Origin of the sequence: Marichromatium sp. PS1, from assembly GCF_041155115.1 — a bacterium.
Taxonomy (GTDB): domain Bacteria; phylum Pseudomonadota; class Gammaproteobacteria; order Chromatiales; family Chromatiaceae; genus Marichromatium; species Marichromatium gracile.
This window is the reverse complement of sequence record NZ_BAAFHB010000001.1, coordinates 142,045-154,592: the sequence shown is the minus strand read 5'-3', so window position 1 is coordinate 154,592 and position 12,548 is coordinate 142,045. Positions and strand designations below refer to the sequence as shown.

At 68.3% G+C, this 12,548-nt stretch carries 14 protein-coding genes; 5 read left to right on the top strand and 9 right to left on the bottom strand.

Features of this window, described 5'->3' with window-relative positions; all coding sequences use genetic code 11:
* Positions 1 to 2: 2 nt before the first annotated feature.
* From ACAM26_RS00720 to ACAM26_RS00690, 7 genes are all read right to left on the bottom strand, one after another.
* Positions 3 to 440 (bottom strand): hypothetical protein, encoded by a 438-nt coding sequence (locus ACAM26_RS00720; RefSeq protein ID WP_005221249.1) that lies wholly within the window; start codon positions 438 to 440, stop codon positions 3 to 5.
* 56 nt (positions 441 to 496) lie between these two features.
* Positions 497 to 1,831, bottom strand: coding sequence for a phenylacetate--CoA ligase family protein (locus tag ACAM26_RS00715; protein WP_123139955.1), 1,335 nt, complete (start codon positions 1,829 to 1,831; stop codon positions 497 to 499).
* A gap of 88 nt (positions 1,832 to 1,919) precedes the next feature.
* The gene (locus ACAM26_RS00710) at positions 1,920 to 2,411 is read right to left on the bottom strand and encodes an indolepyruvate oxidoreductase subunit beta (protein ID WP_062272373.1); all 492 of its coding nucleotides are present in this window, start codon (positions 2,409 to 2,411) and stop codon (positions 1,920 to 1,922) included.
* A gap of 92 nt (positions 2,412 to 2,503) precedes the next feature.
* Complete coding sequence (locus ACAM26_RS00705; RefSeq protein ID WP_369612939.1) at positions 2,504 to 4,123, bottom strand: thiamine pyrophosphate-dependent enzyme; 1,620 nt, start codon at positions 4,121 to 4,123, stop codon at positions 2,504 to 2,506.
* A 90-nt stretch (positions 4,124 to 4,213) separates the two neighbouring features.
* Complete coding sequence (locus ACAM26_RS00700) at positions 4,214 to 5,584, bottom strand: alginate export family protein (protein WP_369612938.1); 1,371 nt, start codon at positions 5,582 to 5,584, stop codon at positions 4,214 to 4,216.
* Positions 5,571 to 5,744, bottom strand: coding sequence for a symporter small accessory protein (locus ACAM26_RS00695; protein WP_165913431.1), 174 nt, complete (start codon positions 5,742 to 5,744; stop codon positions 5,571 to 5,573). The genes ACAM26_RS00700 and ACAM26_RS00695 overlap by 14 nt, the downstream gene beginning before the upstream one ends.
* A gap of 81 nt (positions 5,745 to 5,825) precedes the next feature.
* Positions 5,826 to 7,652 carry a sodium:solute symporter gene (locus ACAM26_RS00690; protein WP_369612937.1) on the bottom strand — a complete coding sequence of 609 codons (1,827 nt, stop codon included), beginning with the start codon at positions 7,650 to 7,652 and terminating at the stop codon, positions 5,826 to 5,828.
* Positions 7,653 to 7,779: 127 nt separating this feature from the next.
* Here ACAM26_RS00690 and ACAM26_RS00685 point away from each other — a divergent pair, with 127 nt between their 5' ends.
* Both ACAM26_RS00685 and ACAM26_RS00680 read left to right on the top strand, forming a co-directional pair.
* Positions 7,780 to 8,139, top strand: a complete 360-nt coding sequence (locus tag ACAM26_RS00685; RefSeq protein WP_123139952.1) for an acyl-CoA thioesterase — start codon at positions 7,780 to 7,782, stop codon at positions 8,137 to 8,139.
* Positions 8,140 to 8,522: 383 nt separating this feature from the next.
* Complete coding sequence (locus ACAM26_RS00680) at positions 8,523 to 9,512, top strand: IS110 family transposase (RefSeq protein ID WP_369612936.1); 990 nt, start codon at positions 8,523 to 8,525, stop codon at positions 9,510 to 9,512.
* Between the two features lie 98 nt (positions 9,513 to 9,610).
* Here the strand turns inward: ACAM26_RS00680 and ACAM26_RS00675 are convergent, their stop codons facing one another.
* A complete protein-coding gene (locus ACAM26_RS00675; RefSeq protein WP_369612935.1) occupies positions 9,611 to 10,042 on the bottom strand; it encodes an acyl-CoA thioesterase in 432 nt (143 codons plus the stop codon).
* A gap of 128 nt (positions 10,043 to 10,170) precedes the next feature.
* On the opposite strand from ACAM26_RS00675, the gene catB reads away from it, so the two are divergent.
* From catB to ACAM26_RS00660, 3 genes are all read left to right on the top strand, one after another.
* Positions 10,171 to 10,806 (top strand): type B chloramphenicol O-acetyltransferase, encoded by a 636-nt coding sequence (gene catB / locus ACAM26_RS00670; RefSeq protein WP_123139950.1) that lies wholly within the window; start codon positions 10,171 to 10,173, stop codon positions 10,804 to 10,806.
* 129 nt (positions 10,807 to 10,935) lie between these two features.
* A complete protein-coding gene (locus ACAM26_RS00665; protein ID WP_148040507.1) occupies positions 10,936 to 11,253 on the top strand; it encodes a hypothetical protein in 318 nt (105 codons plus the stop codon).
* A gap of 395 nt (positions 11,254 to 11,648) precedes the next feature.
* The gene (locus ACAM26_RS00660; protein WP_200189243.1) at positions 11,649 to 11,837 is read left to right on the top strand and encodes an SHOCT domain-containing protein; all 189 of its coding nucleotides are present in this window, start codon (positions 11,649 to 11,651) and stop codon (positions 11,835 to 11,837) included.
* A gap of 15 nt (positions 11,838 to 11,852) precedes the next feature.
* Here the strand turns inward: ACAM26_RS00660 and ACAM26_RS00655 are convergent, their stop codons facing one another.
* Positions 11,853 to 12,542 carry a M48 family metallopeptidase gene (locus ACAM26_RS00655; protein ID WP_132228647.1) on the bottom strand — a complete coding sequence of 230 codons (690 nt, stop codon included), beginning with the start codon at positions 12,540 to 12,542 and terminating at the stop codon, positions 11,853 to 11,855.
* Positions 12,543 to 12,548: the final 6 nt, after the last annotated feature.

Sequence of the window (12,548 nt, the reverse complement as noted above, 5' to 3'; positions counted from 1 at the left end):
CGTCAGCCGACGTGACGCATCAGTTCCTCGGCCTCGACCACGTGCAGCCCGTGCTCGAGCAGGACCTCGATGGCGCGGTCGGGGTCCTCGAAACGGAAGATCAGGATCGCCTTGTCGTCGCGGCGCAGCGAGAAGGCATACATGTACTCGATGTTGAGTTCGGCGGCCTCGAGCACCGCCAGCGCGCCGGCCAGGCCGCCCGGGCGGTCGAGCACGTCGACGGCGACCACCTCGGTCTGCTTCACCACCCAGCCGCCTTGCTCGAAGATCTGCTTGGCCTGCTCCCACTCGCGCACGATCAGACGCAGGATGCCGAACTGGGCGGTGTCGGCGAGCGACAGGGTGAGGATGTTGATGTCCTCGGCCGCGATCGCCTCCAGCGGTGCCCCGAGCTGGCCGGGACGGTTCTCGAGAAAGAGTGACAGTTGTTGCAGTTTCATGGGTTCGACTCCCCTTTGTGCATCTTCCTGGCCGTCGTCACCGACGACGGGGCCGCTCAGTCGTGGCGGCGATCGATCACGCGCTTGGCCTTGCCCTGACTGCGCTCGATGGTGCGCGGCTCGACCAGACGGAGCATGACACGGATGCCGATGATGCGCTCGATCGACTGTGCCAGACGGGCGCGCACCTCCTCGAGTGCGCGCACCTTGTCGCTGAACACCTCGGCGGTGACCTCGACCTCGACGGCCATCTGATCGAGACCGTGATCGCGGGTGAGGATGATCTGGTAGTGCGGCAGGGTGCCCTCGACGGCGAGCAGCGCGGCCTCGACCTGCGAGGGGAAGACGTTGACGCCGCGGATGATGAACATGTCGTCGGAGCGGCGCTCGATGCGGCGCATCCGTCGCAGGGTACGACCGCAGGCGCAGCGCTCGGGGATGATCGAGGTGATGTCGCGGGTGCGATAGCGGATCATCGGCATCGCCCGCTTGCTCAGCGTGGTGATGACCAGCTCGCCCTCCTCGCCGTCGGGTAGCGGCTCGCCGCTCTCGGGGTCGATGATCTCGGGGTAGAAGTGGTCCTCGAACAAGTGCAGGCCGTGCTGCTCGGTACACTCGCTCGCCACCCCGGGGCCGACGATCTCGGAGAGCCCGTAGATGTCGTAGGCGCGGATCCCGGCGGCCTCCTCGATGTGACGGCGCATCGCGTCGCTCCAGGGCTCGGCGCCGAACACGCCGACGCGCAGCGGCGAGGCCGGCAGGTCGACGCCGAGCTCCTCGGCGCGCTCGAGCATGTGGGCGAAGTAGCTCGGCGTGCAGCACAGCGCCGAGACGCCGAAGTCGCGGATCACCATCAGCTGGCGGTCGGTGTTGCCGCCGGAGATCGGCACCACGGTCGCGCCCAGGGTCTCGGCGCCATAGTGCACGCCGAGCCCGCCGGTGAACAGACCGTAGCCGAAGGCGTTCTGGATGATGTCGCCGCGGTGCAGGCCGTAGCAGGCCAGCGCGCGGGCCATCACCTCGGACCACACCTGGATGTCCTCGCGGGTGTAGGAGACCACGATCGGCTTGCCGGTGGTGCCGGAGGAGGCGTGCAGCCGCACCACGTCGCCCATGGGCACGGCGAACAGCCCCGAGGGATAGGTGTCGCGCAGGTCGGCCTTGACGGTGAAGGGCAGCTTGGCGATGTCGGCGAGGCTCTGGACCGATTCCGGGGTGAGACCGCGCTCCTCCATCCGACTGCGGAACAGCGCCACGTTCTTGTAGGCATGCTCGACCACGGCGCGCAGTCGGCGCAGCTGCACCTCGCGCAGTGCCTGCTCGGGCAGGTAGTCGGGGGCGCTCGCGGGGTGGAAGCCACCGGCGGCGTCGTTCCAAAGCTCTTTAAACATGGGTGTCCTCTTGATCCGGATCGACCGTGGGCGTGCCCGGTCGACCCATGCTGGCGGATGGCGGGGCGCGGCGCGCCCCTGCCGATCGTTATTGACCGAGGTGGCGCGCCGCGCCCTCGCGACCGAGCGCGAAGGCCTGTTCGTTGATGGCGTGGAGCTTCTCGGCGAGGTTGGCGTGGAGCGCCGCCTCCCAGTGTGCCTGATCGATCTCGAGCGCGGTGGAGAGCGCGCCGAGCAGGGCGACGTTGAGGCTCTTGCGGTTGCGCAGCGCGCCGGGCTCGATGACATCCGGGCCGATCAGCAGTCCGCCGGCGCGCAGGGTGGGGCGGTTGATCTCGACCTGGGTGGCCTCGAGCACCAGCAGCACGTCGGCCTCGCCGGGCGGTACCATCGGGCTGAGCACGCCCTCGCCGTAGCGCACGTCGCTGCTCACCGAGCCGCCGCGCTGGCTCATCCCGTGCAGCTCGCTCTTCTTGACGTCGAAGCCGGCGCGGAAGGCCGCGTCGGCGAGGATGTCGGAGGCCTTGATGACCCCCTGGCCGCCGAGTCCGGCGATCACGATGTTCTTGACCTGTTGCATCGAATCTTCTCGCTCAAGGTGCGGGCGCGTGCCGTGGCGCGCGCCCCGGGTTCGGGGCGGCGTCGGCGCCGGGTGGGCGCCGACGACCGGGTTCAGTCCTGGGTCGCGGCGGCGCACTCGGCCTGTTCGGCCGCGGCCTTCTCGTAGAGCCGGATCTTCGGCGCGGCGAGCACGCAGGGCTGACGGGTGATCACCACCGAGGTCTCGTCGCGGGCGAGCAGCTCCTCGAGCAGCGGGCGCAGCCCGTCGGCGTTGCGGTGCAGGTCGAGCACATGGACGTTGTCGACGCCCATCGACTCGCACACCGACTCGAAGCTGATGCGCTTGGTTGGGCTGTGGTCGAGCAGGCGACCGGTGCCCGGGTGCTCCTGCTGGCCGGTCATCGCGGTGGTGGCGTTGTCGAGGATCAGCACCACGTGGCCAGTGGCCGGCGGGTTGTAGACCATCTCGGCGATGCCGGTGAGCCCGGAGTGGACGAAGGTCGAGTCGCCGATCACGCTGACCACCCGGCGTGCCTCGTCCTCGGGGAGGACGTGACGCAGCCCGAGCCCGACGCCGACGCTCGCGCCCATGCACACGCAGGTGTCCATGGCGGAGAAGGGCGGCAGTACGCCGAGGGTGTAGCAGCCGATGTCGCCCGAGACGATGCAGTCGAGATCACGCAGGGTCTCGAACACCGCGCGGTGCGAGCAGCCGGGACAGAGCTCCGGCGGCTTGCCCGCCGGCGGCTCGCTCTCGGGGCTGGTGTCGCGGGCGAGGATGCGCCGTACCCGCGCGACATTGAGTTCACCGAAGCGATACTGCTCGGGCTTGCCCTCGGCATCGATGCCGGCGGCGCGCAGGCTGTCGACCAGCACCGGGTCGCCCTCCTCGATCACCACCAGACGGTCGACGCTGGCGGCGAAGGCACGGATGCGCTCGAGCGGCAGCGGGTAGGTCAGGCCGATGGTCAGCTGGCAGGCATCGGGCGCGGCCTCGCGGGCGTGCACGGCGGCCACGCCGGTGGCGACGATGCCGAGTTCACGGTTGCCCCGGTGCTCCTCGATCGGCCCCTCGGCCTCGTTCCAGGCGGTGATCTCGGCGAGCTTCTGGCGCAGCCGACGATGTGCCGGCTTGGCGAAGGCGGGGATCATCACCCGCGCCGGGACGTCGCGGCGGAAACGCAGTGCGCTGTCGTCCTGATGCGGTGCGCGCGGACGCACCACCGTCTTGGCGTGACAGACGCGGGTGGTCAGACGCAGGATCACCGGGATCTTCCAGCGCTCGGAGAGTTCGAGCCCGAGCCAGGTGAAGTCGTAGGCCTGCTGCGAGTCGATCGGCTCGAGCACCGGCGCGGCGGCGGCGCGACCGTAGTGACGGTTGTCCTGCTCGTTCTGGCTCGAGGCCATGCCCGGGTCGTCGGCCGAGACGATCACCAGTCCGCCGTCGACATCGGTGTGGGTGGCGGTGAACAGGGCATCGGCGGCGACGTTGAGGCCGACGTGCTTCATGGTGACGATGGTGCGCGCGCCGGCGAAGGCCGAGCCGCAGGCGACCTCGAGCGCGACCTTCTCGTTGGGCGACCACTGGGCGCGGCCGCCGATGCGATCGAAGGTCTCGAGGATCTCGGTCGAGGGCGTGCCGGGATAGCCGGTGCCCAGCCGCACGCCAGCGTGCAGTGCTCCCAGGGCGACCGCGTCGTCGCCGCTCAACAAAAGCCGTTCTCCAGTCATGGTCTCGGTTTCGCTCTCGTAGTGCAGAAGGATTCTGGTTGCATTATCGGTCCCCTTGTTGCGTCGCAGCAACCAAGGGGACCGCGGCCCCTACCAGCTCAGGGTGAGCTCGGCGCGGACGAAGTAGCCGTTGTCGCGGCGGTGGGCGGCGTAGTAATCGCCCGGTTGCAGGTATTCGGCCATCAGGTGGCCGGCGAGATGGTCATTGAATCGGGTCTTGAGCCAGGCGGTGAACAGATGGCCGCGGAAGTCGCCCGTGCCGCTGATGTTGGCCAGCTGCGCGGCGCTGCGGGTGCTGTGCTGATCGGCCCAGAGGGCGTGGTAGTCGAGGGTGAGGCGGGTCGAGGGCAGCAGCTGGGCGATCCAGCCGAGGTTGGCGCGGTGCAGGTTGCTCGCCTCGCCCACCCGGGTCTCGAGCGGCCACTGATAGATCATCAGCTCGCTCCACTGCGGCCAGCGTCCCCACAGCGGGTCGAAGGCCTGGTCGCCGGCGCTGTCGGGGTCGTCGCCGGAGAGATACTCGTAGTCGAGATGGAGCTTGCTGTCGAGCCCGCCGCCGAGGTTCAGCGTCAGCCGGCTGTTGAAGCCGAGTGCGTTGAGATCGCGCCCGTTACGGGTGCCCCATTCGTAAACGCCCTCGGCGCGCAGCCGCCAGCGCTCGGCGAGCGGGGTGTCGATGCGCGCGCCGGCGGCATAGACGTCGCCGTGCTCGGTGGGCGAGGTGAAGGGATAGCCGTTGTTGAAGCGCAGGTTGCCGGGCGTCTCGTTGGGGCGTGCGTGCTTGTAGATGAAGTAGCCGTCGAGATCGGCGCCGGGGATCAGCGCGCGGTTGCGGGCATAGAGGATGACGCCGCTCTCGTGTTGCTCGACCTGATCCTCGAGCTCGCCGTTGAGCGCCTGCGGGAAGCGTCCGGTGTCGGCGCTCTGGTCGATGTAGACCAGGTCGAGCTGGGTGTCGCCGGGGAGGTCGAGGGTGGCGCGGGCGGCGTCGAAATAGATCGAGCGCGAGCCGTCGAAGGGGCTGCTCTCGAGCACCAGCCAGCCGTTGCCGAAGATCAGGTCCTGACGACCGAGCTTGAGGGTGAGCGGCAGCCCGCCCGGCTCCTCGAGGGTGAACACCAGCCGGTCGAAGAGCACCCCGCCGCTGTAGTTGCGCTCGAACCCCGGCAACGGCCAGGCGCCCGGGGTCGGCAGCACATAGTGACGCCCCTCCCAGATCAGCCGGGCGTCGAGGCGCACGCCGGGGTCGATCTCATAGCCGCCCCAGAGCCTGGCGCGATAACGCTGGAAGTTGCGTTCGGCGGTGGGGCTGTCGCTGTTGAAGCCGACGTTGCCGATGGAGACATGGCGCAGTCTGAGGTCGGCGCCCCAGTCGAAGGCGTCGTCGGCGGCCTGGGTCGGGGCCGCGAGCAGCAGCGCCGAGAGCGCGATGAGGGGACGGGTGAGCCTAGCGCAGCGCATCTTCCACCTGCTGTTCTTCGAGTGCCCAGAGTCGGTCCGCGGCGCTGGGTTCGTCGTCCGCGGTGTTGCGTCGGATCCATCCATAGAGCAGACAGATCAGGGTCACCAGGATGCTGCCGAGATAGGCGAGCCATACCCAGGGGTCTTCGATGCCGAGCATGCGTCTTCTCCTGCTGGGGCCCGGTCGGGCCGGGCGTCGTTGCGTCGTCCGGGGCGCCGGCTGGTGATGGCGACCGGTGTTTCAGTCTCGGGCGGCGCGCTCCGGGAAGCAGCGGGCCAGGTGTTCGGGCTCGGGCGGGCGGGTGATCGCGCTCACCAGGATCAGCGTCAGGGTGGCCGCCGGCAGTGCGATCAGCACCGGGTCGACCATCGGCCAGTTGGGGTGATCGGCCAGCAGGCTGGTCTCGCCGCCGGTGAGGTGCTGTACCAGACCGATGGCGGCGGCCTCCTTGGACTTGATCAGCACCAGCCAGAACAGCGACACGCCCATGCCCACCAGCATCGAGGCGAGCGCCCCGGCGCGGGTGACCCGGCGCGAGAACAGCGCGCCGAAATAGGCCGGCAGGAAGCTCGCCGCGCACAGCCCGAAGAAGATCGCGGTGAAGCGCGCGACCACGTACTCCTGACGCACCGCGTAGCTGATGGTGACGGCGATCAGCAGTCCCAGCATCACCGCCAGACGCATCACCATGAGGCTCGGTTCGCGCTGGCGGCCGCGGCCGATGCGCTCGTAGAGGTCGCGCCCGGCGGCGGTGCCGATGGTGTGGAACTGGCTCGACATGGTGCTCATCGCCGCGGCCAGCAGCGCGAGCAGGAAGACCACGCCGAACCAGCGCGGCAGCGCCGCGCCGATATAGGCCGGGATGATGCGGTCGGCATCGCCGCCGACGGCGGTGATCGCGGTGGAGCGCCCGCCGAGCAGGGTGAAGGTGGCGCCGCTGGCATCGCGTGCGGGATCGCGGCTGGCGACGATCAGCGGCACCGGGCCGCGCGCCGGGTCGACCGACCAGTGGCCGGTGGCGTCCTGCACCATCGGCTGGACCAGGGCGTGGTCGTGCTCGCCGTCGAGCGTCTCGACCAGCTGGCCGTGGATCTCGGGGCCGTTCTTGGCGAACCAGACGTTCGACAGGCTGCCGACCAGATAGGGGGTGCCGACCATCAGCAGGATGAACACCGCGCCGATCGGGACCGCGCGATCGAGCTCGCGGCGGCTGCGCACGGTCATGAAGCGCACCGCCAGCTGCGGTTGGGCGAGCACGCCGATGCTGACCCCGAGGATGATGCCGCTGACCACGATCCACCACAGGTCATATTGGTGCGAACCCCAGCCGAACTCGGGCATCGCCGTCCAACCGCGGTGGCCGATCTCCTGCAGGGGCGCCGGCACCAGGTCGGCCATGTCGGTGAGCGCCTGGTGGGCCTCGCCGATGCCGCCGAGGGAGGAATAGGTGAACACCAGCAGGAACAGCATCGCCCCCATCATCACCAGCCCCTGCAGGGTGTCGGTGTACATCACCGCCTTGAGCCCGCCGGGGATGACATAGGCGGCGGTGATCAGCGCGAAGACCAGCAGCGCGACCTCGAAGTCGATACCGAATTGGGTGGCGGCGAAGACGCTGCCGCCGGTCATCACCGCGGCGGCGTAGAGCGGCATGAAGAGGAAGATCAGCCCGCCGGAGAAGAGCTGGATGGCGCGGCTCTGGTAACGCTTGCCGAGCAGCTCGGGGAAGGTGTGGGCGCCGAGCTGATGGCCGAGTCGGCGGGTCGGCTCGCCGAGCAGCGCGAAGGCGAGCAGGATGCCGACGGCGATGTTGGTGAACACCAGCCACAACAGGCTCATGCCGAACAACCCGGCCACTCCGCCGAAACCGACGATGGCGGCGGTGGAGATGAAGGTGGCGCCATAGGAAATGGCCATCACCATCGGATGGGTGCCACGCCCGCCGACGAGGAAATCGGCCGCCGAGCGAGTGCCGCGATAACCGAGCCAGCCGAGATAGGCGGTCGTCAACAGATAGGTCAGAATGACGACGATGTCGATCCAGCCCAGGGCCGCGGTGTCGGGCATGTTTCCCCCTCGATCAGGTCGTTAGCGAATGCGGGGGCGAAAAATACCCAAGTCGTGCGGGGCTTTATATAGATCCAGCGCAGTTAAACGCGGTTTTTTGAAGGTTTTGTTGCATCGAGGGACACTTATGGAAAACTACAAGGTCGTCAGACCCGGACATCTCAACCACTATGGTTATCTGTTCGGTGGTTTCTTGCTGCAGTGGGTCGATGAGATCGGCTGGATCGCCGCCAGTCGCGACAATCCCGGTTGTCGCCTGGTCACCGTCGGGATGGATCGGGTCGAGTTCCATCACAGCGTGCGCGAAGGGGCGGTGCTGCGCTTCGAGGCCGTCGAGTCGTGCCGTGGCACCAGCTCGCTGACCTATGCGGTGAGTGTCTTCGCCGACGACCTCGAGACCGGCGCCGAACAGGAGATCTTCTCGACCTGCATCACCTTCGTGCGGGTCGACGAGGATGGGCACAAATGCCCGTTGCCGGGGCGCTGAGGTCAGTCGTCAGCCGGAAAGACTGAACCGCTAAGACTGAACCGCTAAGACTGAACCGCGAAGACGCAAAGCGCGCAAAGTTATTTAATTTCAAGGCTTTGGCGACTGGAGCTGCTTCCCGCTGGAGGCTGAAGATAGCTTGCTCTTTTCCCGCTTCGCGACCTTGGCGTCTTGTATCTTGCCACCCCGTGGTGGTTAGCTCCCACCGCGCGAGATTGAGGCAGCTCGATTGCGACTGAAGGCCTGGACCTTGCCGCGAAGATTCAGCCCTCGATCTCTCTTCTCATGCCAGTCTCGACACTGAACGGTATCCAAGGGGCGAACCCTGCATGGACAAGGCGAGTGGGTATGAGGACTGGCCCAGGATCAAGGAGTGGACGACGATGATGTATCTCGGAATCGATGTCTCGAAGGCGAAGCTGCACACCGCGCTGGAGCTGAGCGAGCAGGAGCGGGTCAAGCTCAAGACCAAGACGGTGCCCAATACCGCCGCGGGGGTGGAGGCGCTGATCGACTGGCTGGGGCGTCAGGGGGCGAGGCCGGAGGCGGTCCATGTGGTGCTGGAGGCCACCGGCCCTTACCACGAGACGGCCGCCGAACTGCTCCACGGGCGTGGCCTGACGGTCTCGATCGTCAACCCGGCCCAGGCCCGGGACTTTGCGCGCGGCCTGGCGGTGCGCACCAAGACCGACGCGGTCGATGCCAAGGTGCTGGCGCGCTTCGGCGCGCTCCTCAAGCCCGCGCCCTGGACGCCGCCCTCGCCCGAGGTGCGCGCCCTGCGGGCGTTGCTGGCCCGTCAGCGCGCCCTCATCGAGGACCTGCGACGCGAGCGCAACCGCCTGGAGAAGGTCGAGGCAACCCACACCCCGGCGCTGGTGCGCGACTCGGTGCGCGAGAGCATCGCCTTCCTCGAAGAAGCCCTCGCCAAGCTCCAGCAACAGATCGACGACCACCTCGACGGCCACCCTCAGCTACGCGAGGACGTCGACCTCCTCACCTCGATCCCCGCCATCGGCCTCAAGGTCGCTCAGCGCTTCGTGGCGTTGCTGCAAAGCCGCCCCTTCACCTCGGCCCAACAGTTCGCCGCCTACCTCGGGCTCGTGCCCGTCGAGCGACAGTCGGGCACCTCCGTGCAGGGGCGCCCCAGACTCTCCAAGGCCGGGCCTGCCCATGCACGCGCCACCCTCTACATGGCCGCCGTCACCGCCATTCGCTACAACCCACACGTCAAGGACCTCTACGAACGCCTCCTGGCGCGCGGCAAGCCCAAGATGGTCGCCCTCGGCGCCGCCATGCGGAAACTCGCCCACATCTGCTTCGGCGTGTTCAAGAACCGTCGTCCCTACCAGCCCGATTACGCTTCTGCGGCTTGACGGGAAAGACGGTATCTTCGCGGTTCAATCTCGCTGGCCGCTGGCCGCTGGCCGCTGGCCGCTGGCCGCTGGCCGCTGGCCGCTGGCGTCGCGGGTCCTCACTCGGTCGGCGCGGCGGCGAGGTGGGGTTCGAGGGCCGCGCGCAGTTCGGGGGCGAGGCTGCGCGCGCTCCCCGGCTCCAGGGCGATCTGCACATGGACCGTGCGCGCCCGCGCGGCGAGGCGGCCGGCGGCGTCGAGGAACCGATAGTCGAGGCTGAAGGCGCGCTGGCGTAGCTCCAGCACCTCGACCTCGACGCAGATCCGCTCGCCGTGCTGCATCGGTTGCAGATAGTCGGCCTCGGCGTGGGTGAGTGGCAGCAGCAGCGTCTGCGCGGCGATCATCGGCGGTAGCGGCTGGCCGATCTCGCGCATCAGCGCCTCGTAGGCGTCGTGTGCATGACGAAACAGATGGGCGAAGAACAGGCGTCCGGCGGCATCGGTGTCGTGTAGCTGGACGGTGAAGCGGTATTCGAAGGGGCGGGGGATCATGACGCGCTCTGGCTGCGGCTGGACCTGGGCGTCGATGATAGCAGCGCGGCGCGACGGGCGGTTACACTCGGAGGTTTCAGCGAGTCGACGCACCTCGTGTCGCGTGCGTCATGGATCGGAGCGTCAGGATGCGCAACCATTTCGAGAGCCCCTTCGCCGGCAAGTCACTGCGCGAGCAGGTCAGCAACCCCAATATCGAGGTCGGCGAATACAGCTACTACTCGGGCTACTATCACCATCACTCCTTCGATGAGTGTGTGCGCTATCTCGATCCCGATCGCGACGATGTCGACCGCCTGATCATCGGGCGCTTCTGCTCGATCGGCAGTGGTGCGGTGTTCATGATGGCCGGCAACCAGGGCCATCGCAGCGACTGGATCAGCACCCATCCCTTCTTCTATCGCGACGACACCCCCTTCGCCGGCGCCCTCGATGGCTATGTCCCGGCCGGTGACACCGTCATCGGCAACGATGTCTGGATCGGCAGCGAGGCGATGCTGATGCCCGGCGTGCGGGTCGGCGACGGAGCCATCGTCGCCAGCCGCGCCCTGGTCAGCCGCGATGTGCCGCCCTATACCGTCGTCGCCGGCAATCCGGCGCGTCCGATCCGGGTCCGCTTCACCGCCGAGGAGATCGAGCGGCTGCTCGAGATTGCCTGGTGGGACTGGGAACCCGAGCAGCTCGAGGCGGCGATGCCGCTGCTCTGCGCCCAGAATGTCGCGGCCCTGCATCGTTTCTGGTTGCAGCATCACCTCCCCGCCTGATCCTTCCGCCTGGTTGAATCCTTGCCCTCTGCGCCCAGTGTCGCGGGTGAGTCGGGAGATTCCGACTCACCCTGACGAGGACATGTCTCGTCTGCAGGTTTGCAACCAGCCGATCAAGGGAGGTCAGAGATGATGTCTGCAACGCATGTGTCTGCCGTGCGCATCCTCGGCGCCGCGCTTCTCGCGCTGCTGTTCGCCATGCCGGTGCCGGCCGAGGAGGGAGAGGCGGTCCCGGCGACCACACCGATGCCGATGGGAGGCCCGGGGCCGATGCCGCCCGCGGGCATGTCCCCGGGTGCGATGGGCATGGGCCCCGGCATGCCGCCGCCGATGATGCGCTCGCGCTGGGAGATGCAGCAGGCGCACATGGAGCGCATGGAGCGTCACATGGCCAATATCGAACGTCTGCTCGAGGCGCTGGTCGAAGCACAGCGTAAGGGCGACTGAGCCCAGGCCGGCGCGCCCACGGGCGCGCCCGTTCCATGCGGCCAGCACCGAGGTCGGTCATGCGGTCTGCCAGCGATGCCGCGACGGGTCTGTGCTGTGGCATGAGCGTTGCCCACGACCCGACCCGTGTCCACCGTCATCGCGGCATTGTCCATCGATTCTGCAGCGCCTTTCCGCGCCGATCCGGATCCTCGCCTTCGTCTACAACGCGCTCGGTGTCGCGGTTGCGGCTGGGGTGTTGTATCCGGCCCTTGGCCTGCTGCGCTCGCCGATCGTCGCCGCCGCCGCGGTGGGCCTCAGTTTTTGATCTGATCGCCAACGCGCTGCGGCTCAAATCCCTGAAACTCTGACTTCTGGAGCAACGAACGATGCATCATGGCTGGATACCCGGTGGGTTGGGTTGGATCTTCTGGGTCCTGGTGATCCTGGGCGTGGTCTGGGCACTGCGTGCCGGGCGGCGCGATGGGCGCGGCCGCGAGGGATGTGCCAGCGAGGAGGCGCTGCGCATCCTCGAGTCGCGCTATGCGCGCGGCGAGATCGAGCACGATGAGTTCGAGCGCCGACGCGAGGATCTGTTGCGCTGAGCGGTGATGCGGCGCTCAGCGTGGACGACAGCCGCCGCTCTCCGACCAGAGCCCGTCGAGTTCGTCGACGAGTTGCGCGCGCACTCTGGTGAAGGCGGGCGAGTCGTGCTCGGGGTGGGGCGGTGGCGCCGGGGCGAGCGCGCCGATTCGTGCGCTGAGCTGGGCGCTGGCGCCGTGACCCTGTTGCAGACAGACGAGCACCCCGGCCATGGCGCCGGGGTCGAGCCCGGCGCGCGCGAGCAGTGCCTCGGCGGCCCGGTCGGCGGCGATCTCGCGCTGCAGGTCGAAGTGCTGGACGACGGCGCCGAGATCGATGCGCTGATCGGCCGAGTCGGGGGCGGAGCAGAAGTGACCGAGCCGCTGGTGGGAGATCTCGTGGGCGAGTACCGCGGCGAGCTGGGCCTCGTCGCCGACCAGTGCGATCAGACCGTCGCTGACCAGGAACTGGCCGCCGCCGAGGGCGAAGGCGAGCGGCTCGAGGTTGCGTACCAGGTGGATTCGCACCTCGGTGTCGAGCCCGGCGATCGCGCCGAGTCGGGCGCCGAGGGCCTGGACGTGACGGCGCAGCGGGTCGCCCGAGGCGCGCAGCGGCCAGTCGCGCTCGATGCGCTGCATGGTCCGCTCGGCGGTGGCGCAGCCCTGGTCCGCGCCGCCGCCGAACAGCCCACCGAACAGCGCCAGTCCGAGCAGCCAGTGGAGCGGCATCGTCCG

What these genes read in the sequence shown, in the direction of transcription:
- ACAM26_RS00705 (WP_369612939.1), bottom strand. Translation starts at nt 4,123, where the DNA reads ATGACTGGAGAACGGCTTTTGTTGAGCGGCGACGACGCGGTCGCCCTG.
- ACAM26_RS00710 (WP_062272373.1), bottom strand. Translation starts at nt 2,411, where the DNA reads ATGCAACAGGTCAAGAACATCGTGATCGCCGGACTCGGCGGCCAGGGG.
- ACAM26_RS00655 (WP_132228647.1), bottom strand. Translation starts at nt 12,542, where the DNA reads ATGCCGCTCCACTGGCTGCTCGGACTGGCGCTGTTCGGTGGGCTGTTC.
- ACAM26_RS00715 (WP_123139955.1), bottom strand. Translation starts at nt 1,831, where the DNA reads ATGTTTAAAGAGCTTTGGAACGACGCCGCCGGTGGCTTCCACCCCGCG.
- ACAM26_RS00675 (WP_369612935.1), bottom strand. Translation starts at nt 10,042, where the DNA reads ATGATCCCCCGCCCCTTCGAATACCGCTTCACCGTCCAGCTACACGAC.
- ACAM26_RS00685 (WP_123139952.1), top strand. Translation starts at nt 7,780, where the DNA reads ATGGAAAACTACAAGGTCGTCAGACCCGGACATCTCAACCACTATGGT.
- ACAM26_RS00695 (WP_165913431.1), bottom strand. Translation starts at nt 5,744, where the DNA reads ATGCTCGGCATCGAAGACCCCTGGGTATGGCTCGCCTATCTCGGCAGC.
- catB (WP_123139950.1), top strand. Translation starts at nt 10,171, where the DNA reads ATGCGCAACCATTTCGAGAGCCCCTTCGCCGGCAAGTCACTGCGCGAG.
- ACAM26_RS00690 (WP_369612937.1), bottom strand. Translation starts at nt 7,652, where the DNA reads ATGCCCGACACCGCGGCCCTGGGCTGGATCGACATCGTCGTCATTCTG.
- ACAM26_RS00720 (WP_005221249.1), bottom strand. Translation starts at nt 440, where the DNA reads ATGAAACTGCAACAACTGTCACTCTTTCTCGAGAACCGTCCCGGCCAG.
- ACAM26_RS00700 (WP_369612938.1), bottom strand. Translation starts at nt 5,584, where the DNA reads ATGCGCTGCGCTAGGCTCACCCGTCCCCTCATCGCGCTCTCGGCGCTG.
- ACAM26_RS00680 (WP_369612936.1), top strand. Translation starts at nt 8,523, where the DNA reads ATGATGTATCTCGGAATCGATGTCTCGAAGGCGAAGCTGCACACCGCG.
- ACAM26_RS00665 (WP_148040507.1), top strand. Translation starts at nt 10,936, where the DNA reads ATGATGTCTGCAACGCATGTGTCTGCCGTGCGCATCCTCGGCGCCGCG.